This window comes from Streptomyces sp. NPDC042002, from assembly GCF_055588305.1.
Genome location: NZ_JBVJCT010000050.1, coordinates 1 through 24,839, shown reverse-complemented (window position 1 = coordinate 24,839; position 24,839 = coordinate 1). Strand labels below are relative to the sequence as shown.

Sequence of the window (24,839 nt, the reverse complement as noted above, 5' to 3'; positions counted from 1 at the left end):
CCCGGGAAAGAACGTGCCTGAGATGATGCGGATACGCCTCGCGGCCGTTGCCCGTCAGGTCCAACATGCCACCAGCTAGCGGCTGTTGATCTCTGCCTGGCCCGCCCTGCGTCGCTCGGGTCACGGTTGGGGGATGACAACGACCGGGCAGGGCGCGTGCTGCACGCAGTGCTGGCTGACCGAGCCGAGCAGCACGCCGGTGAAGGTGCCGTGACCATGGCTGCCCAGGACCAGAAGTTGTGCGTTGCGGGCGGCGTCCATCAGTACCTGCGCGGGGTGGCCCTCGGCCACCCGGATCGACACCTCGACAGGGTGGTCCATCTGCTCGCGCACCGTGGCGACGGTTTCCTGCAGGGCTTGTTCGGCGGTCTTGGCGAACTCGCCGCCTTCGGGCATCGAGGGGACCCACCCGTAGCTGTACCCGTACACCTCGGGGTACTGCCACGCGGCGATCGCTTCGACGGTGCTGCCGGTCAACTTGGCCTGTACAAGTCCCCACCTCAGGGCCGCCTGTGAGCCGGCCGATCCGTCGACACCCACGACGACGGGCCAGGGCTTCTCGTCCGTGTGCTGGGGCATGTCGTTCTCCTGCCGGTCTGTTGAGAACTGAACCGGCGTGCGAAGCGCAGCGCCGACCCGCGTCACCGGACTTTCGACGGCGGCGCCGATACATGGATCCCGGCCATCGCTCTGGGAGACCGGATATACGGCATCACGCTACGCACTCTCGCCGAGGCCGCGGCCGACCAACCGGCCCTAGAGCGAGGGCCGTTCGGCCCTGTCTTGCAGGCCCGGTCTGCCGGCCGACGACGCGCCACGCAATCGGGGACCGGTTGGCCCCTGCCTTCGGTGTGGGCAGCGAGCCATGCTCGGAACACGGCACGAACTGCGGAGCCCAACGGGGCTGCCACTGGGGGCCTTTCGACCCTTCTGGCGCACGAGCCCGGTCCGGCTTCCGTGTCCTTCGTGCTCCGGCTGGAGCGTGAAGGGCCAGCGGTCTCGTGCCCTATCCGAGGAGCAGCACATGGGAGTACTCGTTTTCCTGATCGTCGTGGTGGCCCTGCTGGTCGTCGTGGCGATCGCCATGGCCATCAAGGTCGTCAAGCAGTTCGAGAAAGGGGTGCTGTTCCGGTTCGGCCGGCTGGTGGGCCCTCGCTCTCCCGGTCTGCGGTTCATCATTCCGTTCGTCGATGTCCTGCACCGGGTATCGCTGCGGATCGTCACGATGCCCATCCAGTCGCAGGGGATCATCACGCGCGACAACGTCAGCGTCGACGTGTCGGCGGTGGCGTACTTCCGCGTCGTGGACGCCGTGAAGTCGGTCATCGCGATCGAGAACGTGCACGCCGCGATCAATCAGATCGCACAGACCACGCTGCGCAAGGTCGTCGGACAGCACACGCTGGACGAGACGCTGTCGGAGACCGACCGCATCAACCTGGACATCCGCGAGATCCTGGATGTCGCCACCGTCGAGTGGGGCGTGGAGGTCACCCTGGTCGAGCTCAAGGACATCCAACTGCCCGACAGCATGAAGCGCGCGATGGCCCGTCAGGCCGAGGCCGAGCGGGAGAAGCGGGCGAAGATCATCAACGCCCAGGGCGAGTCCCTGGCCGCCGCGGCCCTCGGGGAGGCGTCGGACATCATGATGGACCATCCCCTGGCTCTCCAACTGCGCAACCTGCAGAGCCTGGTGGAGATCGGTGTCGACAAGAACACCACCGTCGTCTTCCCCGCCCCGCTGATGAGCACGATCGGCGAGCTCGGCTCCTTCCTCGCCCGCGAGACCGCGGCCGCGCACGCCGCGCCGCCGCCGCCCGCCGACCGCACCACGACCAGCCCGGACCCCGTCATGAACGGGGCGGCCAAGACCGTCTGATCAACCGCGTCACCACGACAGGTGGCCTGCCAGGACAGGTGGCCTGCCAGGACAGGTGGCCTGGCAGGCCACCACCACGGTGACGCAAAGGTCGACCCCTTGTGCCCCGCCTGAATGGGGCTACGCTGGGGGGTCAGACGTCCAAGACCCCGGCGGCTTACTGCCAGTTGACACGGATGTACCGAGGTGGCTCTTTGTACGGCCTCCGACCGGTGCCTCCCCTGCGGCCGCCGACCCGATCCCGACTCTCTCGCCGTAGGCCGCATTCACGCACGGCTGCGCTGCGCTTGGCACCCATGACCGTGTCCTGAGGCATCAGCACCGGCCGTTGCTCCAGTCTTCCTTCCCGAAGACCCGCATGCCTGTCCTCCACAACGGCGGCGTGCCGACCTCTTCCAGATAGAGGCACCATGTCTGCCCCTCAGGCAATGACAGCGCATCCGCACGGCACCGAAGAACCAGCACTGACCAGTGGGACAGACGGACCCGGCAGCGATCTGGTTGCCTGTACGGGATCCCCCCGGGTGCTTTGGCCAGTCCACTCAGCAACCGAGCCCAACGCCCGGAGTCGGCTGTGGTGACCACACCGGACAGGGCCCGCGCTGCCGACACGTCACCCGATGAGTTCCAGATCGAGTGCCTCGTCGCCCGTCGACGCTCGATCGTCGCCTGGTGCGACCGTCACCTGATGGCCATCCACGCCCTGTCCACCCTCATGACGGACAGCCCGGGCGTTGTCGACGCGGCCCTGTCCGAGATCCTCAGCGATCCCGTCGAGCCCGCCATCGGCTACGGCCAAGGAGAGGATCACGCCCCGGCTGCGACCACAGCCCATCGAGCGTTTTCACACCCCTCTCCCCCACACCTGCCCGCCACGCGTGACCACTGTCCCGACATAGCCGCCTCCCCGTACGACCGCATCGAACTCGCTCTCCACCTCGTCGGAGACCGCTCCTGCGCCAGCGTCTCCCGAATCCTGGGCCTCCCCGAACGCTCCGTCGCCGCCCGACTGCGGTCCGGGCTCTGGATGCTGTTCACCCCCTGCGACGGCGATTCCGGCAATATCACGCTGTTTTGAGTGTGGTTACTCGCCAGGGCCTCGTTGGTATGGCCCGTCAGGGAGTCCTACGAACCGACGCGGTCGAAATATGTGCAGATGGGTCGGCTGTCCATCCCGCCGAGTTGAGTGCTGTGATAGCCGAGGGTCGAACTCGGCCTCATGACGCTTCCCCTGGAGATCACGGCGTGCTCCTGGCGCACGAAGCCACGTCTGTGCCGAGGGACCTTCGGCCCCATGGTGTGTACCCCTCGGCCCTCGTCATCCGGATTCAGTGTGAGGAGGCTGGGCGAGACCGGCATGCAGGCGCTGCCGACTGAAGGCGAGTCCTCGATGGCTACCGTTCCCGTATCCAGTTCCCATGGTCTCAATCCTGTCGTCGTCGGGGTCAGCCGGTCGGAGGCAAACAGGGCCGGCGTTGCCTGGGCCGCGGAGGAAGCAGTACTGCGGCATCTGCCGCTGCGCCTGGTGCATGCCCTGGAGTGGCCCCCGGGAGCTGAACCCCATCCGTATGTGGCACACCCGCAGCGCACCTGGAGCGCTCATTTCCGCGCCGAGGGTGAGATGGTGCCGCGGGAAGCGGCGGACCTCGTTCGCGAGCGTCATCCGAATCTGGAGGTCGATGCGCGTACCGCTGACGGTCCGCGTGCACGCGTGCTGGTCCAGACGCAGAGGCCGCCCTGCTGGTGGGTGGGGGCGAAGCCGTTGAACGTGGTGGAGCAGCTGTTCGTTGTCTCTCCGCTGGGCATCACGCTGACCGCCCGTGCAGGGCCTCCGATGGCGGTGGCACGCCGGCCGCAGCTGACGGCCGGAACTGTCCGGACAGGGTGAGGCGGCTCAGCGGGGACCCGCGGCGGCATCGCCGAGCTGCTGCTCGGCTCGGTCAGCCTCGCGGTCGCCGCCGCCCGCGCCACCTGCCCGGTGATCGTGCTGCGCGGCAGCCACCACACCCGGATCCGCGAGCACGGCACCGACCTTCGGGAGGCCGAGGCTGGACCTGGACCTGGACCGACTGAAGTCCCCATCCACTGCGAAGGAGTTCATCACCATGACCGTACGCGTCGGCATCAACGGCTTCGGCCGTATTGGCCGCACCTATCTGCGCGCGGCACTGGACCGGGCGGAGGCGGGCACCCAGGACGTTGAGGTGGTCGCCGTCAACGACATCGCCCCGCCCCCCACCCTGGCCCATCTCCTGGAGTACGACTCGACGTTCGGGCGCATCGGACGGGAGGTCACCCACGACGACAGCTCGATCACCGTCGACGGCCATCGCATCGCCGTCACCGCCGAGCGCGACCCGGCGGCCCTCCAATGGGCCGACTACGGCGCCGACATCGTCATCGAGTCCACCGGGCACTTCCGTGATCGCGACTCCGCCGCCCTGCACCTGAAGAGCGGCGCCCACACGGTGCTTCTCTCCGCGCCCGGCAAGAACGTGGACGCCACCATCGTGATGGGCGTCAACGACGGCACGTACGACCGGCACCACGACCGGATCGTCTCGGCGGCCTCCTGCACCACCAACTGCGTCGCGCCGATGGTCAAGGTGCTCCACGAGACCTTCGGCATCGACCGCGGCATGATGACCACCATCCACGCCTACACCAACGATCAGTCCCTCCTGGACGGCCCGCACAAGGACCTGCGCCGGGCCCGCTCCGCGGCGCTGAGCATCATCCCGACCAGCACGGGAGCCGCCCGCGCCGTCGGCCTGGTGCTGCCGGAACTGGCGGGTGCGCTGGACGGCATCGCGGTCCGCGTGCCCGTCGAAGACGGTTCGCTCACGGACCTGGCGGTGGTGCTGCGGCGCGAGGCGACGGTGGACGAGGTCAACACGGCCTTCGCCGAGGCCGCTCAGGGCCCGTTGAACGGCATCCTCCGCGTGTCGAAGGCGCCCATCGTCTCCCGCGACGTCATCGGTGACCCCGCATCCTGCATCTTCGACCCGGCCCTGACACAGGCGAACGGCAATCTGGTCAAGGTCTTCGGCTGGTACGACAACGAGTGGGGCTACACGAACCGGCTCCTGGACCTCACGGCGCTGGTGGCCGACAACTGAGGACGCCGACCCGCACACCTGCGTCACCCCGCCGGCCCGGTCCCGCACCCTTGATATCCGCCAGGTGCCGGCCCGGGCCCGTTGCGCGTGTGGACCAGGCTCTAGGGCCGACCGGCCCCCAACGCACCCCCGGACAGCCCATGGGATCACCGTCCGATCCGCTGGATGCTCGAAGTGGCAAAAGGCCTGGAGGAGACCCACGATGACGCATGACACGCTCAGTCAACCAACGGTCCATGCCCTGCTCTCGGACGGCACCACCGTGTGCATACGTCCTGTGCGGCCGGGCGATCACGAGCAGCTGCAGGGGCTCTACGAAGAGATGTCCGCGGACAATCTGCGGCTGCGGTTCTTCGCGGCGAGCCGGCGTTCCGCCGCGGTGGCCGCCGACCGGGCCTGTGCGCCGCCGCGCCCCGGATATCTGGCACTGATGGCCGAATCAAAAGACCAGGTGATCGGCCTGGCCGAGTACGAGGTCGGCGACAACGCGGCCACGGCCGAGATCTCTATCGCGGTGGCCGACGGGCTGCACCACCGGGGCGTCGGCACCCTCTTGGTCGAGCACCTGGTCTCCGCCGCCCGTGCGGACGGCATCACCACGTTCACGACCGACGCGCTCTCCGAGAACCACGAAGTGCTTCAGCTCTTCGCCGACCTGGGCCTGCGCACGACCCGCCGTTTCGAGGGTCCGGAGGTGCGCTGCGCCATCGAACTGGACGAGGACGACGCCTATCTCTCTGCCGTCGAGGCGCGCGGCCGGGCCGCCGACGTGGCCAGCCTGGAGCCGCTGCTGCGACCGGACGCGATCGCGGTGGTCGGCGCCGGCCGCAGGCCGGGGTCGGTGGGGCGGGCTCTCCTGCACCATCTGCACGCGGGCGGCTTCACCCGGCGCCTCTTCGCGGTGAACCCCCGTGCCACGTCAATCCTCGGCGTGCCGTCCTACCCCTCGGTCAGCGCGCTGCCAAAGGTCCCGGATCTCGCGATTCTCGCGGTGCCCGCGACAGCCCTCCCCGCCACCGCGGAGGAGTGCGGCAAGGCCGGAGTAGGGGCACTGGTCGTCGTCTCGGCCGGCCTCGACAGCCAACAGGCGGAAGCCCTCATGGCCGCGTGCCGTACGTACGGCATGCGTCTCGTCGGACCCAACTGCCTCGGCATCACCAACACCGACCCGGCGCTCTCCCTCGACGCCACCTTCGCAGCGGATCATCCGCGCCCCGGCACTGCGGGCGTCGCCGTGCAGTCCGGCGGCGTCGGCATCGCCCTGCTCGACGGGCTGTCCCGGCTCGGCATCGGCGTCTCGTCCTTCGCCTCGCTGGGCGACAAGTACGACGTCAGCGGCAACGACATGCTCCAGTGGTGGGAGAGCGACGGCCGCACCGAACTCGCCCTGCTGCACCTGGAGTCCTTCGGCAATCCGCGGGCGTTCTCCCGTACGGCCCGGCGCGTGACCCGCCGTATGCCGGTGCTGACGGTCGACGCGGGCCGCACCGAAGCGGGCCGCCGCGCCGCCGCCTCGCACACCGCGGCTGCCGCGACCCCGACCATGACCCGGCAGGCGTTGTTCACCCAGGCCGGCATCACCGCCACCCGCTCGGTGGGTGAACTCCTCGAAACCGCAGCCCTGTTGCACTCCCAGCCGCTCCCGGCCGGGACCCGCGTGGCCATCCTCACCAATGCGGGCGGCGCGGGTGTCCTGGCCGCGGACGCCTGCGCGGAAGCGGGGTTGTCGCTTCCGCCGCTCACGCCCTCGGTGGTCGAAAGCCTGTCTGCCGTACTGCCCGACGGTGCCACCGCGGGCAACCCCGTCGATGTCACCGCAGCCGTCACGGAGGAGCAGCTCGGGGACTGCGTGGACCGGATCATGCAGCACCCGGGTATCGACGCCGTCCTGCTCGCTCTCGTTCCCACGGCCGTCGCGGCCGCGACCGGCGACGACCTCGTGCGGGCCCTCACCAGCGGCCCCGCACGCCGCGCCCTTCCGGTCGCCGTCGTACGCCTGGAGCAGGACCTGCCCGTCAGGCTGCTGCCGGCCACCGAGGGCGGCGCGATCCCCTCGTACGCCGAACCCGGTGCAGCAGCACGTGCGCTGGCCCACGGCGCTCACCGCGCGGCCTGGTTGAGCCGGGCGGCGGGCACGGTCCCGGAGCTCGGACAGGTCGACTCGGCCCAGGCCCGCGCGGTCGCCGAGACGTACCTCGCCGCCCACCCGGACGGCGGCTGGCTCGACCCGCGCACCTGCGCAGAACTCCTCACCTGCTACGGCATTCCCCAGCTCCCGTGGTCCTGGGCGGAGACGGAGGACGACGCCGTCATCGCAGCCGAACGGCTGCGCGGCCCCGACGGCCGGGTGGTCATGAAGGCGCACTGGCCGGGCCAGCTCCACAAGAGCGAGCAGCACGCCGTACACCTCGATCTCGAAGGTGATGCCCAAGTCCGTTCCGCCTACCGAGACTTCGAGACACGGTTCGCCGGACTCATGACCGGTGTGGTCGTCCAGCCGCTGGCCACGCGCGGCACCGAACTGTTCGCGGGAGTCGTACAGGACGAGGTCTTCGGCCCGCTCGTGCTGTTCGGACTCGGCGGCACCGCGACCGAGGTCCTGGCCGACCACGCCGCCCGCCTCGCCCCGCTGACCGACCTCGACGTACACGACCTGATCACCGCACCCCGCTGCGCACCGCTCCTGTTCGGCGCGAACGGCAGCGGACCCGTCGACCTCGAAGGCCTCGAACAGCTGCTCCTGTGTCTGTCCCGCATGGCGGGCGACCTGCCGCAGCTCGCCGAAGCCGACTTCAACCCCGTCCTCGCGACGCCTGACGCAGTCACCGTGCTCGACGCGCGCGTCCGCCTGCTGCCGCGCAGGGCTCAGCACCCCTATCTGCGCCGACTGCGCTGAGGAGGAACAGACATGAAGCACAACAAGGTCGGATCCGTGATGGCGACGGAGGTCGTTCGGGCGCTGTACGGCACCCCGTTCAAGGAGGTGGCCCTGCTGCTCGCCGACCACCGGATCAGCGGACTGCCGGTGGTCGACGAGGTGCTGGTCCGCTCGCTGTGGCTGGCGCCGGCGAGCGTGGAGGTCGGTGTGGACGAAGGAGTCGTGACGCTCGCGGGCCAGGTGGAGCGCAAGAGCGAGGCGGAGATCGCCCTCGCCATGACCAACCGCATCGACGGGGTCGTCGCGGTGGTCGACAGGCTCACGTACCGGCTGGACGACTCGCACCTGAGGCCGGACGAGCCGGCCATGCATGGTGTGACCGGGCAATGGCTGCGAAAGTTGTGAGAGGAGGCGCACCGTCATGCTGAGCAAAGTGCTGGTTGCCTACGGAACGACGAACGGTTCGACCGCGCGGATCGCCGAGACCATCGCCGAAGTCCTGCGCAAGGAGGGGGTGTCGGCCGAGGCGGTTCCTGCCCGGTCCGTGACGGACGTGGAGTCGTACGACGCGGTGGTGGTGGGTGGCGGGCTGTACGCGGGGCGCTGGCACAAGGACGCCCGCCGTTTCGTCCGCCGTCACGGCCGTGCGCTGGCCGGCCGTCCGCTGTGGTTCTTCAGCAGCGGCCCGCTCGACGCCACGGCCTCGGAACGGGACATCCCGCCCGTGCCAGGTGTGCAGCGGGCCATGGTCCGGCTCGATGCCAGGGAACACATCACGTTCGGGGGCTGTCTCGAAGAGGGAGCGACAGGCTTCGTCGCCCGGAAGATCGTCTCCTCCGGAAAGGGCGGGGACTTCCGCGACTTCGGGCAGATCGAGGGGTGGGCCGCGCGGATCGGTACCGAATGCGCGGCCGCGCCACAAGGGAGCTGAACCATCCGGGCCTCCCCCGTCCCCGGTCGCCGTCTTGTTGATGGATGGGCCCCTGGTCGGTGTGTGCTCCCGCGTCGTTCGGTGTGTTCTCTCGGTGTGCCGCACGAGGGTCCTCGTAGCAGAGCTACTTGGGCCTTTGGCCGGTGCGGCGAAGCGGGGCCCGTGCCGGGCGGCGCGGGGGCGTGCATGAACTTTCCCGAGGTGCTTGAGAGCGGTCGCGGTCTGCGCGGTAGGCGCGTGGACGGGGGTGCGGGCCGTGGCCCAACGCCGCCGGACAGGCGAGTGGGGGAGCGAAAGTCGGTACCGAGGGGGCCGCGGTGGAGCCGTCGTTGTACTTGAAGAAGCGGTCCGCGCCGCCGAGATGTCAGCCTGTCTTCGGCTCGCAGGGTCGCGATGTCGAGGCCCCCGGACAGTACGGTGAAGACAGGGGAACTGGTTCGAGCCGCCCTTTCTGCAGTGTCGGTCGGAGGAAGTCATGAGCGGGGATGGACGCGGCGGTTCCGAGGATCATGTACCCAAGCTGCGGCTCGATGAACTGCTGAGCGAGCTGCAGGTGCGCATCGACGCGGTACGCGGGACCCGGGACCGCCTGCACAGCCTGCTGGAGGCCGTCCTGTCGGTCGGACGGGAACTCGACCTGCCGCAGGTACTGCGCAGCATCGTCGAGGCCGCGGTGGTCCTGGTGGACGCCGAGTACGGGGCGCTGGGCGTGATCGGCGATGACCAGAAGCTGTCCGAGTTCCTGACCGTCGGCATCGGCGAAAAGGGGCGGTCGGAGATCGGGGCGCTGCCCAGCGGGCACGGGCTCCTCGGAGAGCTGATCCGGCGCCCCGAGCCACTGCGGCTGCCGGAGCTGTCGGGGCACCCGGCGTCGTACGGCTTCCCGGCGCACCACCCGCCGATGCACTCCTTCCTCGGCGTACCGATCCGGGTGCGCGACGAGGTGTTCGGAAACCTCTACCTCACCGAGAAGCGCAGCGCCAGGGAGTTCGACGCGGAGGACGAGTCCGTCCTGTCGACGCTGGCGGTGGCCGCCGGAGTGGCCATCGAGAACGCACGGCTGTACGAGGAGACCAGGCTGCGCGAGCGCTGGCAGCGGGCCAGCGGCGAGGTCACCAGCATGCTCCTGACCGGTGCGCCGAGCGCGGACGTGCTGGAACTGATCGTCGACGAGGCCCGGAAGATCGTCTCCGCTGACATGGGGCTGATCGCGGAGCGCGTACCGGGCGAGGGGACGCTGCGGCCGGCCCTGGCAGTCGGCCTGGGCAGAGAGGAACGCAACGGTCTGGTGTTGTCCGCGCGGGACGGTTTCGTCGGAGCGGCACTCGGCGCGATGGAGCCGGTGGTCAGCGCCGACATCGAGCATGACTCCCGCACGGGCGAAGGCGAAGCCCAGTGGGCCGGGCTCGGACCCGTGGTCGCTGTGCCGCTCGGCGCCGGCGGGAAGGCGCGGGGCGTGCTGCTGCTGGGGCGTGTACCGGCCGGTACACCGTTCGGCGACGTGGACACCGGGCCGCTGCTCGGGTTCGCCGACCAGGCCGCGCTGGCGCTGGAGCTGGCCGAGCGGCGGCGGGACGCGGAACAGATCACCCTGTTCCAGGACCGGGACCGCATCGCCCGTGACCTCCATGACCTCGCCATCCAGCGGCTCTTCGCGGCCGGCATGACCCTGCAGAGCACCCAGCGCTTCATGGAGCACCCCGAGGGCATGGAGCGGCTGACACGGACCGTCGACGATCTCGACGACACCATCAAGATCATTCGGTCCACGATCTTCGGACTGCGCACCCACGGCGGGGGCGGACAGGAGAGCGACGGTCTGCGCGGCCGGGTGGCCGAGGCGGTGAGGGCCTCGGCCACGTCACTCGGATTCCCGCCCGCGCTTCGCATCGAGGGGCTCGTCGAGACCGATGTCCCCGGCGACATCGCCGACCACGCGGTCGCCGTGCTCGGCGAGGCACTCAGCAACGCGGTGCGGCACTCCGGAGCACAGGCGGTGGACGTCCGGCTTCAATGCGCCAGGGGCGAGTTGACCCTCACGGTGACGGACGACGGCTGCGGGGTGCCAGGTGATGTCGGGCGCAGCGGGCTGAAGAACATCGAGGAGCGGGCCGTCGCCCTCGGCGGAACGCTGACGCTCGGCGAACGGCCGGAGGGTGGCGGCACACGGCTGGTGTGGCGGGTGCCCGTGAGTGCGGACGGCAACGCGTCGGGAGGCTGACCGCAGAAGGGCGCGGCCCATCGGCAGGCCCCGACGGCGGGGCAGGGCGGACTCAGCGCATCGGGTGATCGGTGGACTCGGGCCGTTCAAGATGGCTGGCCAGGACCGCCGCCTGGACGCCGAGCTTGGCCAGCAGCCGGGAGATGTGGTTCTTCACCGTCTTCTCGGACAGGTAGAGCTTCTTGCCGATCTCGCGGTTGGTGAGCCCGTCTCCGATGAGCGCGAGGATGTCCCGCTCGCGCGGCGAGAGACTGGCGAGCTCGGGTGAGAGGGCCGGTCCCTCGGCGTGGTCCGCGCGCAGGGAACACATCAGGCGGGCGGTCGTCGTGGGGTCCAGCATCGACTGGCCTGACGCGACTGTACGGACCGCCGAGACCAGGTCGGAGCCCCTGATCTGCTTGAGCACATAGCCCGCCGCCCCAGCCATGATCGCGTCGAGCAGGGCCTCCTCGTCGTCGAACGACGTCAGTATCAGACAGGACAGCTCCGGCATCCGGCTGCGCAGCTCCCGGCAGACACTGATCCCGTCACCGTACGGCAGGCGTACGTCGAGGACGGCCACGTCCGGGCGCAGCGCCGGCCCGCGCACCAGCGCGTGCTCGGCGCTGTCCGCGTCGCCGACCACGGAGATGTCCGGCTCGGAGTCCAGCAGGTCGGTGAGACCGCGGCGTACGACCTCGTGATCATCCAACAGGAAGACCCGGATCGGGTTCTGCTCCGTGAAGGTACGCGCCACAGCCATGACGACCCCTCGTTCACTGGTGGACTACCGACCGCATACCGGCTGTCACGACGATCGTCACCCTTCTGATCCGGATGCACCAGGGCCGACCGGCCCGACTCGACGGCGGTCGTCGGTTCGGCCGCCGGTCACTGCTCCGGGCGGCGAGCCGGGCCAGCGAGCTCGCACGCCACGTCCACCACACCCTCGACGGCCCGGACCAGGCGTGCGGCCACGGGCACCAAAGAGGTGTCCCTGACGCGTCCGGCAAGTGTGACGACCCCGTCCTTCACCTGTACACGGACAAGCGAGAACGACATGGGAAACAGATATGACACGACTTCCCTGCGGACCTCCTCGGCGATCTCCTCGTCGTCCCGCAGGAACACCTTCAGGAGATCGCCGCGGCTGACAACGCCTTCCAGCCGGCCTGTGTCATCGACGACGGGGAGCCGCTTGACCTTGGCGTGCGCCATGGTGCGGGCGGCCTGCGCGAGGGTCGCGGTCCCTTGGACGGTCAGGGCCGGCGACGTCATCAGCTCCTCGGCGGTCACGGCGCCGGCCTTGGCCAGATCGGAGAAACGCCGCAACTGTGTATAGCCGTCGGGGTCGGCGTCGCGGAACTCCTCCTTGTACAGCAGGTCGGCCTCGGAGACGACGCCGACCACCCGACCCTCGCCCTCGCCCTCGCCCTCCAGAACGGGAAGGGCACTGACGTTCCACTGTTCCATCAGCTGCACGATCTCCTTGAAGTCGGCCCTGCGGCCGATGGAGGCGACGGTGTGGGTCATCACGTCGCTCACGATGTGCGGGGTGCCGTGCACGGTGACTCCTTGGTCGGTTCCGACGATTCCATCGTGGTCGGGTCAGCGAGAGTCGCCGCTGCCGTAGGGCGCGTACACGTCCAGCAAGCGGGTCCTCGCCGACCTCAGCCGGCGGGCGACGACGTCTCCCACCCACTGGGTCACTGCCATTCCCAGCGCGGGATCGGCCCGGCACATGGCCAGTACCGCCTCGGTGTCGAACTCGTACGCGCGCACCGGACTCGTCGCCTCGGCGCCCAGACACCAGGCATGCGGTCCGAACAGCCAGGACCAGCCGACGAGTTCGTCGTGCCCGAGTGCCTCGATGACGGCGGCTCGGCGACCGGGCACGTGCATGTCGAGGGCGATCGTGCCGGTACGGACGATCCAGAACCGGTCGGCGCGCCCGCCCTCCTTGAAGAGACGGGTGCCCTGCGGGAACGACACCTCGCGGGCGAGGCGCATCAGCCGCTCGCGGTGCTCGGCGGGCAACGCCCGCAGCATGGTGGACGTAGGGGAAGCGTTCACGGTCCTGCCTCTTCCTGGAGCGCGACCCTGCCGACTCCAATCTCCTCCCGATCCCCCGCCTCGGCTATGGGCCACCCGGCCCCCATGGCATCGGCCAGGGCGATCGGCATGGCCCCGTCCTCGTGCCGCGAGGTGCGGGAGGCCGCCGAGCCGTGCACGGTGGAACAGCATCAGGGCCGAAGGGCCCATCGGAAGGGCCTGCCCGGCCTCTGCACCGCTGCTCGCCCCGGCACCAGGCTCGATGGAAGAAGAGGAACCCACGGGCAGCAACGCTGGAGGTACGGATCATGCTTCGACACGTCACGGCGGGGATCGACGGGTCTCCCGAAAGCCTGGCTGCCGCGCACTGGGCGGCCCGGGAAGCGGCGCGCCGGGGCGCCGCGCTGCGTCTGATGCATGCCTGGGAGTGGCATCCACGTCCGGCCCCGTCCGTGCCCGCGGACATGTCCCAACGGGCCTTGGCCGAGGACCTGCCGGCACGGGCGGCGGACAGCATGCGCGCCGCACACCCAGGACTGCAGGTCATCGGCCAGGCGGTGGCGGACTCCCCGGTCGCAGCCCTTCTCCAGGCGAACGAGCAGGCCGAGTTGCTGGTCCTCGGCTCCCGTGGACTCGACGGCGTCGCGGGGTTCCTGATGGGGTCGGTGTCACAGCGAGTCGTCGCCAGGGCACCCCGTCCCCTGGTGGTGGTGAGGGTGGGCGGCAGCGCCGCCGATGAGCACTTCTCGGCACCGGACGGCATTTCCCCGGAGGAGATACCCGGGATCCCGTACCGCGATGTCGTCCTCGGTCTCGACACCGACCGGCCCTGCGAAGAACTGATCGAGTTCGCCTTCGACGCCGCCGGACGCCGGGCCTCCTCGCTGCGCGTGATCCACGCCTTCACCCGTCCGCCGGACTTCGCCACGGCGGACACGCTCGTCCCGGTCAGGGACCCGGAGTTGCTCGCGGAGCGCGAGCACGCCGTGGTCGCCGCGCTGCGCCCCTGGTGCGAGAAGTTCCCCGAGGTCACCGTCGTCGAGAACGTCGCCGAAGGGCGTGCGGCCGACGAGCTGATCAGCGCCTCGGGCGGCGCGGCCCTCGTCGTGGTGGGGCGCCGGATCCGCGAATCCCGTCTCGGCACCCACATCGGCCCCGTCACACACGCGGCGCTGCATCACGCGCCCTGCCCCGTCGCCGTCGTCCCGCACGCCTGAACAAGCCCGGAGGGTGAGAGAGATGACCAGGTACGTGTACGCATTCGCCGAGGGCGGCCGTGACATGGCGGACGTGCTCGGCGGCAAGGGGGCGAACCTCGCGGAGATGACCCGGCTGGGACTGCCCGTACCCCCTGGCTTCACCGTCACCACCCGCGCCTGCCGGGAGTACCTGGCCACCGGCGCGGAACCCGAGGAGCTGGGCGCACAGGTCGCCCACGCACTGGCCGGGCTGGAGCGCCGCATCGGCCGCGAGCTGGGCGGACGGGACAACCCGCTGCTGCTGTCCGTGCGCTCGGGCAGCAAGTTCTCGATGCCCGGGATGATGGAGACGATCCTCGACATCGGCCTCGGCGACGAGTCCGTCCTCGGGCTCGCCAAGGCCACCGGTCGCGAGCGCTCCGCGTGGGACTCCTACCGCCGGCTCCTCCAGATGTACGGCCGTACCGTCCTCGGTATCGCTCCGGAACTGTTCGACCGGCACGGACCCACCGACGACCCCGCCCAGCTCGTCGAGGACTTCAAGACGGTGATCCGGGACGCGACCGGTGAGGAGTTCCCTCAGGACCCGGCCGAGCAGCTGTACCGCGCGATCCGGGCGGTCTTCCGCTCCTGGAACAGCGAGCGCGCCCGCCTCTACCGCAGCCGCGAGCACATCCCCGACGACCTGGGCACCGCCGTCAACATCCAGGTCATGGTCTTCGGCAACCTCGGCCCCGACTCCGGCACCGGAGTCGCCTTCACCCGCGACCCGGCGACCGGTGCCCGCGGCGTGTACGGCGACTACCTGCCCGACGCCCAGGGCGAGGACGTCGTCGCCGGCATCCGCAACGCCGTACCGCTCGCCGAACTGGACCGCCTCGACCCGACCTCGTACCGGCAACTCGTCGATCACATGGCAACCCTTGAGCACCAGTACCGCGACCTGTGCGACATCGAGTTCACCGTCGAGCGCGGCACGCTCTGGATGCTCCAGACCCGGGTCGGCAAGCGCACCGCCGAGGCCGCGTTCCGCATCGCCGAGGCGCTCGTCGACGAGAGGATGATCGACGAGGACGAGGCGCTGGCCCGCGTCGGCGGGGCGCAGCTCGCCCGGCTGATGTTCCCCCGTTTCGAAGCACACACGGACACGAAGCCACTGGCGCACGGCGTCCCCGCCTCTCCCGGCGCGGCCGTCGGTGCGATCGTCTTCGACTCCGCGGAGGCCGTACGCCGTGCCGCGACGGGGAACAAGGTGATCCTCGTACGCCGCGAGACCACCCCCGACGATCTGCCCGGAATGGTCGCCGCCGAGGCCGTGCTGACCAGCCGCGGAGGCAAGACGAGCCACGCGGCCGTGGTGGCGCGCGGCATGGGCAAGGTCTGTGTGTGCGGGGCCGAGGAACTGACGGTGGACACCGGGGAACGGATGCTCACCGCACCCGACCGGACCGTACTCGCCGAAGGCACGGTGATCTCCGTGGACGGCACCGCGGGCACGGTCCACCTCGGCGCCCTGCCACTGGCCGACTCGCCGGTCGGCCGCTTCCTGGACACCGGGGAGCGGGATGGCGTGCTGACCGACGCGGTGGCCCGCACCCTCGAACACGCCGACTCCGTAAGGCGATTGGGAGTGCGTGCCAATGCCGACACCCCCGAGGACGCGGCCCGCGCCCGCCGCTACGGAGCCGAGGGCATCGGCCTGTGCCGCACCGAGCACATGTTCCTCGGTGAACGGCGCAGCCTGGTCGAGGCGATGATCCTGGCCGAGGACGAGACCGGTCGGCGTGCCGCGCTGGACGCTCTCCTGCCACTCCAACGGGACGACTTCACCGGAATCCTGGCCGCCATGGACGGGCTGCCGGTGACGATCCGCCTCATCGACCCGCCGCTGAACGAGTTCCTGCCCGACCGCACCGAACTCGCCGTACGCGTCGCCACCCACCCGACCACCCGCGACCGACGCCTGCTGACCGCCGTCGAGCGGATGCACGAGAGCAACCCCATGCTGGGGCTGCGCGGCGTGCGCCTGGGACTCGTCGTCCCGGGTCTGGTCGAGATGCAGGTACGGGCGATCGCCGAGGCCGTCGTGGAACGGCTGCGGGCCGGCGGAGACCCACGGGCCGAGATCATGGTTCCGCTGGTCGGCACGGTCGAGGAACTGCGGATCGTGCGGGAGACGGCGGAACGCGTGCTGGCCGAGGTATCGGACGACTCCGGGCTCACGGTCCGCTGCCCCATCGGCACCATGATCGAACTGCCCCGTGCCGCGCTGACCGCCGGCCGTATCGCCGAAGCCGCCGACTTCTTCTCCTTCGGCACCAACGACCTGACCCAGACCACCTGGGGCCTGTCCCGTGACGACGCCGAAGCGTCCTTCTTCCCCGCCTACCTGGCCCAGGGCGTCTTCGCCGCCTCACCCTTCGAGACCCTCGACCGCGACGGTGTCGGCCGCCTGGTCCGTATCGCCGTCGAGGAGGGCCGCGCCACGAAGCCCGGCCTGAAGATCGGCGTCTGCGGAGAACACGGCGGCGACCCCGACTCCATCCACTTCTTCCACGACACCGGCCTTGACTACGTCTCCTGCTCGCCGTTCCGCGTCCCGGCCGCCCGCCTGGAGGCGGGCCGAGCCGCCCTCGCGAACCGGGCCGACAGCGCGTCGGCCGCCACGTAGACAGCATCAGCCAAGGGGAGGGACAGACATGACCACCCGTCGTGTGACAGTAGGCGTGGACGGTTCGCTCGTCGCCGTACGGGCTCTGGACCGGGCCTCCGAAGAGGCCGTGCTGCGCGGCACCGTGCTGGACATCGTGTACGCCGTGCCCGATCTCGACGAGGCCGGTCCGATACTGGCTTCCGCCGCCTCACGGGTGCGTGACCGTCACCCCGGCCTACCGGTCACGGTCTGTGCCGTCGAGGGCGGACCGGTCCAGGCGCTGGTGCGTCATGGCCGGGACGCCGAGCTCACGGTGGTCGGCACCCGCGGGCTCGGCAGCGCAGCCGGTCTGCTGTTCGGCTCGGTGAGTCTGCGGCTGGCCGCGCACACGTACGGCCCGCTGCTCGTCGTACGAGGGGACCGCCGGCCCGTAAGCCATGGTGAGGTGTTGCTCGGCCTGGAGAGCAACACCGATGCGGATGCCGCCGTGTTCGCCTTCGCTGAGGCAGCGCGCCGCGGAGCCCGGCTGCGTGTGCTGAACGCCCGGCCACGTCGCTACCCGGCGCCCGAACTCCCGTCCCTGGCGCACGCGCGCCAGGTGGAGAACGACGGTGCCCGGCAGTTTCGAACCGAACAGACAGCGCCCCGCCTCGCGGTGGCCGGCCCGAGGCAGTGGTACCCCCGTGCCGAGGGAGGGACCCCAACGGTCCGGACCGGCCCGACGCCCGCACTGCTGGAGGCGACCCGCGAGGCCGCGGTCGTGGTCGTCAGTGCCCGCCGCCGTCGGCTCGGTCGGCAACTGAGCACAGTCACCCACGCCTTGCTGAACCATTCCCATTGCCCGGTCGTGGTCGTCCCCACCGGGGCCGGGTGGACGCGATGGGGCGAAAACGACTGACGTCCCGAGGGCGACGGCGGGATCCGAGCCGGCTGAACGGCCCGGAGAGGACCTCGGTCCCCACCGGGGACCAGCGGCCCCTCCTGACACGCGCCCGGCCGGGACACTGAAGCGCGTCCCCTGAAGGAGGGCTCCACATGCTCCGCAACATCGCCGTCGTCCTGGACGGCTCACCCGAGAGCCTCGCCGCCGCCGACTGGGCCGCCCGCGAAGCGCAACTCCGCGACACGCCCCTGCGCCTCGTGTACACCTGGCCGAGGCAGCTCTCCGCGTACGCTCCGCCGGCGAGCACCCCCATACCGTTTCCCCTTGACGGGCCGCGGCACGACTGGGCCGAACGCCTGCCGCGCGAGGCCGCGGCCCGGCTTGCCGAACGCCACCCCGGTCTGCGCGTCAGCGCCGAACAGAGCGCGCAGCGGCCCGTCACGGCCCTGCTGGCTGCCTCCGGAGACGCTGATCTCCTGGTGCTCGGATCCCGGGGCCTGAGCGGAGCAACCGGGTTTCTGACCGGCTCCGTCGCGCTCTCCGTCGTGGCCCGGACCGAGCGGCCGGTCGTCCTCGTCCGAGCCGGTGAAAGCGCCGGGAACGATCACAGGACGGGCGATGTCGTGCTCGGGCTCGACCTGGAGAGCTCCGACAGCCCCGTGATCGAGTTCGCTTTCCACGCGGCTTCCCGCCGTGCGGCGAACCTGCGCGTCGTCCACGGCTGGAAGCCACCGCCCTCCTCCTACGGCTACGGCGACGCCTTCGACGTTGAGCCCAACGCGGAACTGGTCGCGCAGGTGCGGCGCAAGCTGGCCGACGTACTGCGGCCGTGGCGCTCGAAGTTCCCCGGTGCCGAGGTGAACGAGCAGGCGCTGATCGGCACGGCGGGCTCCCACTTGGTGAAGGCCTCCCGGAACGCCGCACTTGTCGTCGTCGGCCGGCGGAACCGTCATACGCGGGTCGGGCATCACATCGGACCGGTGACGCACTCGGTCCTGCACCACGCCGCCGCCCCGGTCGCGGTGATCCCGCACGATTGACCACGCCTTCGATCCGCAGCACTCGTCCGGATCCCGGGCCAGGAGGCGGCCACGCGGCGGGGCACCGTTCTGTCGCGCGTTCGCCGCGCTTGCGAGCCGAGGATTCGAACCGGCGCTCCTGGCTGTCACGGTCGGCGCACGCCATCGGACCGCAGGGCCTCACGGCGGCCAGGGTGGCCCCTGCTCGCGGACGCCGGTCACCCTCGGGATCCGGTGGAGCAGGCCTGCCGCCATCTCGGACCGCTCCGTCCGGCCCGGCGCCACCACCCTCCATGCCCGCAGGTCGCCAGTGCCCCCGGCTTCAGTACGCCGTGAGCCCCTGCTCCCTGAACTGCTCGCGCACCCGCTCGGTCAGCGCCGGTGCGGGAGCCGCGTTGTCACGCAGCGGGAAGGGGATCCCGAGGGCTTCGTACTTCGAGGCGCCCAGCTTGTGGAACGGCAGAACGTCCACCCGGGCGACATTGCCGAGGCCGGCGACGAAGCGGGCGAGCCCGGCAACGGCCTGGCGGTCGTCGGTCCAGCCGGGCACCAGGACGTAGCGGATCCACACGGGGACACCCAGGCGGTCCAGCCGCGTGGCGAAGTTGAGAGTGGGCGCGAGCTCTCCGCCGGTCAGCTTCCGGTACGTACGGATGTCGAAGGACTTGATGTCCAGGAGCACCAGGTCGGTGTCGGCGAGCAGTTCGTCGGTGGCACGGGCGCCGAGGAGGCCGGAGGTGTCGACGGCTGTGTGCAGTCCCGCCTCCTTGCAGCGGCGCAGGATCGCAGCGGTGAAGGCGGGCTGGAGCAGTGGCTCGCCCCCGGTGATGGTCACCCCACCGCCGGCCGTGGTGATGAAGTCCCGGTACTTCTCGATCTCCGCCATCACCTCGTCGGCCGTGACCTCCCGTCCGTCCCGCATGTGCCAGGTGTCGGGGTTGGCGCAGTACAGGCAGCGCAACGAGCAGCCACTGACGAAGAGGACGAACCGGGTCCCGGGGCCGTCCACGCCGGTGGACAGGTCCCAGGAGTGGATCCGGCCGGTGCTCAGGGCTTGCACGGTGCTCACAGCGATCCGTGGAAGGTACGACTGATCACGTCGAGCTGTTGCTCGCGGGTCAGCCGGATGAAGTTGACGGCGTATCCGGAGACCCGGATGGTCAACTCCGGGTATTTCTCCGGGTGTTCCATGGCGTCCTGAAGCGTGGCCCGGTCCAGGACGTTGACGTTCATGTGGAAACCGCCGGAGGCCGTGTAGGCGTCGAGGATGCCGACCAGGTTGCCCGCGCGTTCCACGGGGTGGTGGCCCAGGCCCTCGGGCGTGATCGTCGTGGTCAGCGAGATGCCGTCGCGGGCCTGCGCGTAGGGGAGTTTGGCGACGGAGAGCGCGGAGGCGGCCACTCCGTGCCGGTCGCGGCCATTCATGGGGTTGGCGCCGGGCGCGAAGGGCTGTCCGGCGCGGCGGCCGTCGGGGGTGTTGCCGGTGTGCTTGCCGTAGACGACGTTGGAGGTGATCGTCAGCACCGACTGGGTGTGCTCGGCGCCCCGGTAGGTGGGATGCTCGCGCACCTTCGCCATGAAGGACTCGACCAGCCCGACCGCGATGGCGTCCGCCCGGGCGTCGTTGTTCCCGTAGGCCGGCCAGTCGCCCTCGATCTCGTAGTCCACGGCCAGCCCGGTCTCGTCCCGGATCACCTTCACCCGGGCGTACTTGACGGCGGACAGGCTGTCGGCGGCCACCGACAGACCCGCGACTCCGCAGGCCATGAAGCGGTGCACGGGATGGTCGTGCAGCGCCATCTCGACGCGCTCGTAGGCGTACTTGTCGTGCATGAAGTGGATGACGTTGAGCGTGTTGACGTACGTTCCCGCCAGCCAGTCCAGCATCCGGTCGTACGCCGCCGTCAGTTCCGCGTAATCCAGGTACTCGCCGGTCAGCGCGGGCGTCCCGGGCGCGATCTGCTCGCCGCTCATCTCGTCCCGGCCGCCGTTGACCGCGTACAGCAGCGCCTTGGCGAGATTGACCCGGGCCCCGAAGAACTGCATCTGCTTCCCGACCGTCATCGCCGACACGCAGCACGCGATCGCGGTGTCGTCGCCGGTGTTCGGGCGAGTCAACTCGTCGGACTCGTACTGGACGGCGCTGGTGTCGATCGACACCTGGGCGCAGAACTCCTTGAATCCCGGAGGCAGTCGGGGTGACCACAGCACGGTCAGGTTGGGTTCGGGTGCGGGGCCGAGGTTGTAGAGGGTCCGCAGGAAGCGGAAGGAGGTGCGGGTGACGAGCGGGCGGCCGTCCGAGCCGATGCCGCCGATGGACTCCGTCACCCAGGTCGGGTCGCCGGAGAACAGGGCGTCGTATTCGGGGGTTCGAAGGAACCGTACGATCCGCAGTTTGATCACGAAGTCGTCGATCAGCTCCTGGGCGCGGGACTCGTCGAGGACTCCCTCGTCCAGGTCCCGTTGGAGGTAGACGTCCAGGAAGGTGGAGGTGCGGCCCAGCGACATCGCGGCGCCGTTCTGCTCCTTCACCGCGGCGAGGTAACCCAGGTAGAGCCACTGCACGGCCTCGCGGGCGGTGGTCGCGGGACGGGAGACGTCACAGCCGTACGTGGCCGCCATCCGCGTCAGCTCGCCCAACGCCCTCATCTGCTCGGCGAGTTCCTCACGGTCCCGGATGGTGTCCGCCGTCGACGGCCCGGCGTCGAGCAGAGCGCGCTCGGCACGCTTGGCGTGCGCGAGGAAGGCAGTGCCGTACAGCGCGACGCGCCGGTAGTCGCCGATGATCCGCCCGCGACCGTACGCGTCGGGCAGCCCGGTGATGATCCCGGCCTTGCGGGCGGCGCGCATCTCGGGGGTGTACGCGTCGAAGACACCGTCGTTGTGGGTCTTGCGATAGGCCCCGAAGACGCGGGTGACGAAGGGGTCGGGCTCGTAGCCGTATGCCTTCAGGCTGTTCTCGACCATCCGCAGGCCGCCGTTGGGCATGATCGCGCGCTTCAGCGGGGCGTCTGTCTGCAGGCCGACGATCAGTTCCCGCTCACGGTCGATGTATCCGGGCGCGTGCGAGGTGATCGTCGACGGGGTCGCGGTGTCGACGTCGAGGATGCCCCTGCGCCGCTCCTCCGGAAACAGGGCACTGACCTTCTCCCACACGGCTCGGGTGCGGTCCGTCGGGCCCGCCAGGAAGGCCGGATCGCCTTCGTAGGGCGTGTAGTTGGCCTGGATGAAGTCGCGTACGTCGATACGGTCGCGCCACCGTGTCCCAGCGAAGCCACGCCATGCCTCGGGCGCCCGCGTTCCGGCCGTCACTGTTGCTGTCATCGCCGGTTCTCCCTTGCTTCGCACTGGAATGTCTCCGCTTCGATCCTCGCGACGCACGGCGGCCCGCGGGAGGGCCGGGCAGTGCACAGGACCCCGCCGTCCGTCCCCTTGTGGGGGCCGTTCGGCCCGTCCTCCCGGCACTGCCTCTCAACCGATGGGCAGATCCGGCCGGACGAGCGTGCCCGACCTGCCGTGGATGATCTCGTACGCCGCGTCCAGGGCGCCGATCGCGGCCGGCCCGCCGGTCCGCTCGACGAACCGTGCGGCGGCCTCGACCTTGGGCCCCATCGAGCCGTCGGGAAAGCCGCCCCGGCGCAGCTCGACGGGTGTGGCGTGGAGGACGGACCGCTGGTCCGGGGTGCCGTAACCGGCGTAGACGCAGGGAACGTCCGTGAGGATGAGCAGGAAGTCGGCCTTCAGGTCCTCGGCGAGCAGCGCCGCGGTGAGGTCCTTGTCGACGACGGCTTCCACGCCGGTCACCGCGCCGGTGACGGGGTCGGCGGTGACGGGGACTCCTCCCCCGCCCCCGCAGATGACGAGCGTGCCGCTGTTCAGCAGTTCGTGGATGGTCTCGGCCTCCAGGATCCGCTCGGGCGCCGGGGAGGCGACGACGCGACGCAGGCCCGTGCCGTCCGGCGCGATGTGCCAGCCCCGTATCCGGGCGAGAGAGACCGCCGACTCGCGCGGATACACCGGGCCGACGAACTTGGTGGGCCGGTCGAATGCGGGGTCGTCGGCCCGTACCAGGGTGTGGGTGACCAGCGCGGCTATCCTGCGCCCCGGCAGGGCGTTGTGCAGGGTGCGCGCCAGCAGGGAACCGATCAGGCCCTGGGTCTGGGCGCCGAGCATGTCCAGCGGATAGGGGGCGCTCAGGCCGGGATCGGCCGCGCTCTCGACGGCGAGCAGGCCGATCTGCGGCCCGTTGCCGTACGTGATGACGATCTCGTGGTCGTGGGCGAGAGCCGCGAGCGCGGTGGTCACCCGGTCGATGTTCGCCTGCTGGACGGCCGCGTCGGGGCGTTCGCCGCGGTGCAGCAGAGCGTTGCCGCCGAGGGCGACGACGATACGCATGGGTCAGTCCTCCAGAGTGGCGACGAGCGTGTCGAGTTCGCCGGAGTCGAGGCCGGTGTGCTCGACGAGGTCCCGACGGCGGGGTTCGGGCAGGCCGGCCGCGCGGTACGCCGATGTTCCCGGGGACGGTACGGATGCGTCGGACGATCTGGTTCCGGCGTCGCGGCCGAGCCGACGCGCGCAGGGGCCGCCCTTCCCCCGGGCAGGGCAGACCGGCTCCCTGCGGGCGGAGGGGGTCCGTCCGGGAGGCAGGGGCCCACTTGTCAGCCCCCGGGCACAGGCGCTCGCCGGCCGGGAACCCACGCGTCCTCGCGACCTCATGCGCAGGGACCGTATGCCCTCTGTTTCGGCTGCGGTCCGGGACTTCTCCTCGCCCCGCGTCACGGGGCCCAAAGGCTGCCGTACGGCGTCGGCTTCAGCGTCAGGCGCGGCAGAGCTCGTCGGCGCAATGGCGAGTGTCATCAGGGCCAGAAGGATCACGCTGACCAGAAGGAGGATCAGAACTACCATGACGCTGCTCCTCAGCTGGAGGACCGCGTCGTTCCCGCGCGAGGTCCCGGAGTACGGCGGCGGAGCACGGAAATGGCCCGGGTCCGTCCGCAGGGCTGCCGGTGTGGCCCGGTGTGACCTCGGCGACGAGCCGCCCTGCCGTGTACCCAGCATCGCCCGGTGTCCCCGCCCACGGCAGGTGCCGAACGGCCCCCATCTCCCGCCCCGACCGTGAGTCCGCCCGAAACGGGTAGGCGCGGCGGCGGACGGCAGAACCCGGTCCAGGAACCGTGCGGCGTCCGGAGCGGGCAGAGGAAGGGACGTTCGGCCCCTGTGACGGTACCTGTGGGCCCCTGTGGGCCGACTGGGCCGGGCGGGACATTGAACGCAGGACGACGACGGCACGCGGGCAGATATCGCGCTACGCCTACCAGACCCCAGACAGGGACGGACATCATGGCAGTACACGAAACTCCCGGCCGGCACACGGGATTCCGCCTCCCGTCGCGACACCAGGCCAGGACGACCCGGAGGTCCGGCGAGACCACGACCGACACCACGGCCACGGCCGCCCGGGGCTTCGCGGGGCTTCGGATCGTGACCGGGTTCATCTTCCTGTGGGCCTTCCTCGACAAGACCTTCGGCTGGAGCTACGCCACCGCATCCGGCAAGGGCTGGACCGACGGCGGTTCACCCACCCAGGGCTTCCTCAGCGGCGTCGCCGCCGGACCCATGCAGTCCACCTTCCACTCCTGGGCCGGAGCGGGCTGGGCGAACTGGCTGTTCATGCTCGGCCTGCTCGGCGTCGGCCTCGCCCTGGTCAGCGGCATCGCACTGCGGCTCGCCGCGATCGCCGGCACCGCCCTGATGGCGTTCATGTGGATCGCCGAATGGCCGCCCGCCAAGCACCTGGCCGATGGCTCGCCGAGCATGTCCAGCAACCCGCTCATCGACTACCACGTCCTGTACGCCGTCGTCCTGATCGCCCTCGCGGTCGCGGGCGCAGGCGTTACCTGGGGACTCGGCAGGACCTGGGCCGGCCTCCCCCTAGGCGCTGTTTCTCGGATCTCCTGACGGGGCTGGGGTGTTGAGGTCACGCTGGTGGTATGGGTCGTGGGGATCTGACGAATGCGGAGTGGGAT

20 protein-coding genes and 1 pseudogene are annotated in these 24,839 nt (G+C 70.3%); 14 read left to right on the top strand and 7 right to left on the bottom strand.

Annotated elements, in window-relative coordinates; genetic code table 11:
- Window positions 1-120: 120 nt before the first annotated feature.
- On the bottom strand, window positions 121-579 hold the full coding sequence (locus ACZ6KY_RS38465) for a universal stress protein (protein ID WP_469314908.1): 459 nt from the start codon (window positions 577-579) through the stop codon (window positions 121-123).
- Between the two features lie 445 nt (window positions 580-1,024).
- On the opposite strand from ACZ6KY_RS38465, the gene ACZ6KY_RS38460 reads away from it, so the two are divergent.
- From ACZ6KY_RS38460 to ACZ6KY_RS38420, 9 genes and pseudogenes are all read left to right on the top strand, one after another.
- Window positions 1,025-1,879: a slipin family protein gene (locus tag ACZ6KY_RS38460; RefSeq protein ID WP_469314907.1), complete on the top strand. Its 855-nt coding sequence runs from the start codon at window positions 1,025-1,027 to the stop codon at window positions 1,877-1,879.
- A 577-nt stretch (window positions 1,880-2,456) separates the two neighbouring features.
- Window positions 2,457-2,957, top strand: coding sequence for a hypothetical protein (locus tag ACZ6KY_RS38455; RefSeq protein ID WP_469314906.1), 501 nt, complete (start codon window positions 2,457-2,459; stop codon window positions 2,955-2,957).
- Between the two features lie 279 nt (window positions 2,958-3,236).
- Complete coding sequence (locus ACZ6KY_RS38450; RefSeq protein ID WP_469314905.1) at window positions 3,237-3,767, top strand: universal stress protein; 531 nt, start codon at window positions 3,237-3,239, stop codon at window positions 3,765-3,767.
- Window positions 3,768-3,779: 12 nt separating this feature from the next.
- A pseudogene (locus ACZ6KY_RS38445) lies at window positions 3,780-3,890 on the top strand (universal stress protein); the annotation flags it as partial.
- Window positions 3,891-3,984: 94 nt separating this feature from the next.
- Window positions 3,985-4,998: a type I glyceraldehyde-3-phosphate dehydrogenase gene (gene gap / locus ACZ6KY_RS38440; protein WP_469314904.1), complete on the top strand. Its 1,014-nt coding sequence runs from the start codon at window positions 3,985-3,987 to the stop codon at window positions 4,996-4,998.
- A gap of 202 nt (window positions 4,999-5,200) precedes the next feature.
- Window positions 5,201-7,894, top strand: a complete 2,694-nt coding sequence (locus tag ACZ6KY_RS38435) for a bifunctional acetate--CoA ligase family protein/GNAT family N-acetyltransferase (RefSeq protein ID WP_469314903.1) — start codon at window positions 5,201-5,203, stop codon at window positions 7,892-7,894.
- Window positions 7,895-7,906: 12 nt separating this feature from the next.
- Window positions 7,907-8,281 (top strand): BON domain-containing protein, encoded by a 375-nt coding sequence (locus ACZ6KY_RS38430; protein WP_469314902.1) that lies wholly within the window; start codon window positions 7,907-7,909, stop codon window positions 8,279-8,281.
- 16 nt (window positions 8,282-8,297) lie between these two features.
- Window positions 8,298-8,807, top strand: coding sequence for a flavodoxin domain-containing protein (locus ACZ6KY_RS38425; protein ID WP_469314901.1), 510 nt, complete (start codon window positions 8,298-8,300; stop codon window positions 8,805-8,807).
- Window positions 8,808-9,282: 475 nt separating this feature from the next.
- Window positions 9,283-11,028: a sensor histidine kinase gene (locus tag ACZ6KY_RS38420; protein ID WP_469314900.1), complete on the top strand. Its 1,746-nt coding sequence runs from the start codon at window positions 9,283-9,285 to the stop codon at window positions 11,026-11,028.
- 52 nt (window positions 11,029-11,080) lie between these two features.
- On the opposite strand, the gene ACZ6KY_RS38415 is transcribed toward ACZ6KY_RS38420, so the two are convergent.
- The 3 genes from ACZ6KY_RS38415 to ACZ6KY_RS38405 all read right to left on the bottom strand — a co-directional run bounded on the left by ACZ6KY_RS38415 (window position 11,081) and on the right by ACZ6KY_RS38405 (window position 13,080).
- Entirely contained in the window at window positions 11,081-11,770 is a 690-nt protein-coding gene (locus ACZ6KY_RS38415; protein ID WP_469314899.1) for a response regulator, read from the bottom strand.
- Window positions 11,771-11,898: 128 nt separating this feature from the next.
- Window positions 11,899-12,573: a CBS domain-containing protein gene (locus tag ACZ6KY_RS38410; RefSeq protein ID WP_469314898.1), complete on the bottom strand. Its 675-nt coding sequence runs from the start codon at window positions 12,571-12,573 to the stop codon at window positions 11,899-11,901.
- Window positions 12,574-12,615: 42 nt separating this feature from the next.
- Window positions 12,616-13,080, bottom strand: a complete 465-nt coding sequence (locus ACZ6KY_RS38405; RefSeq protein ID WP_469314897.1) for a Crp/Fnr family transcriptional regulator — start codon at window positions 13,078-13,080, stop codon at window positions 12,616-12,618.
- A gap of 287 nt (window positions 13,081-13,367) precedes the next feature.
- On the opposite strand from ACZ6KY_RS38405, the gene ACZ6KY_RS38400 reads away from it, so the two are divergent.
- The 4 genes from ACZ6KY_RS38400 (at window position 13,368) to ACZ6KY_RS38385 (ending at window position 18,834) form a co-directional block, all read left to right on the top strand.
- A complete protein-coding gene (locus ACZ6KY_RS38400) occupies window positions 13,368-14,276 on the top strand; it encodes a universal stress protein (RefSeq protein ID WP_469314896.1) in 909 nt (302 codons plus the stop codon).
- A 22-nt stretch (window positions 14,277-14,298) separates the two neighbouring features.
- Window positions 14,299-16,929, top strand: a complete 2,631-nt coding sequence (ppdK, locus tag ACZ6KY_RS38395; protein ID WP_469314895.1) for a pyruvate, phosphate dikinase — start codon at window positions 14,299-14,301, stop codon at window positions 16,927-16,929.
- 28 nt (window positions 16,930-16,957) lie between these two features.
- The gene (locus tag ACZ6KY_RS38390) at window positions 16,958-17,809 is read left to right on the top strand and encodes a universal stress protein (RefSeq protein ID WP_469314894.1); all 852 of its coding nucleotides are present in this window, start codon (window positions 16,958-16,960) and stop codon (window positions 17,807-17,809) included.
- 137 nt (window positions 17,810-17,946) lie between these two features.
- Window positions 17,947-18,834, top strand: coding sequence for a universal stress protein (locus ACZ6KY_RS38385; RefSeq protein ID WP_469314893.1), 888 nt, complete (start codon window positions 17,947-17,949; stop codon window positions 18,832-18,834).
- A gap of 301 nt (window positions 18,835-19,135) precedes the next feature.
- Here the strand turns inward: ACZ6KY_RS38385 and pflA are convergent, their stop codons facing one another.
- From pflA to ACZ6KY_RS38370, 3 genes are all read right to left on the bottom strand, one after another.
- The gene (gene pflA / locus ACZ6KY_RS38380) at window positions 19,136-19,882 is read right to left on the bottom strand and encodes a pyruvate formate-lyase-activating protein (protein ID WP_469314892.1); all 747 of its coding nucleotides are present in this window, start codon (window positions 19,880-19,882) and stop codon (window positions 19,136-19,138) included.
- Window positions 19,879-22,137: a formate C-acetyltransferase gene (gene pflB, locus ACZ6KY_RS38375; RefSeq protein WP_469314891.1), complete on the bottom strand. Its 2,259-nt coding sequence runs from the start codon at window positions 22,135-22,137 to the stop codon at window positions 19,879-19,881. Before pflB ends, pflA begins: the two co-directional genes overlap by 4 nt.
- 147 nt (window positions 22,138-22,284) lie before the next feature.
- Window positions 22,285-23,208, bottom strand: coding sequence for a carbamate kinase (locus tag ACZ6KY_RS38370; protein WP_469314890.1), 924 nt, complete (start codon window positions 23,206-23,208; stop codon window positions 22,285-22,287).
- A gap of 945 nt (window positions 23,209-24,153) precedes the next feature.
- Here ACZ6KY_RS38370 and ACZ6KY_RS38365 point away from each other — a divergent pair.
- Window positions 24,154-24,771, top strand: coding sequence for a hypothetical protein (locus ACZ6KY_RS38365; protein ID WP_469314889.1), 618 nt, complete (start codon window positions 24,154-24,156; stop codon window positions 24,769-24,771).
- Window positions 24,772-24,839: the final 68 nt, after the last annotated feature.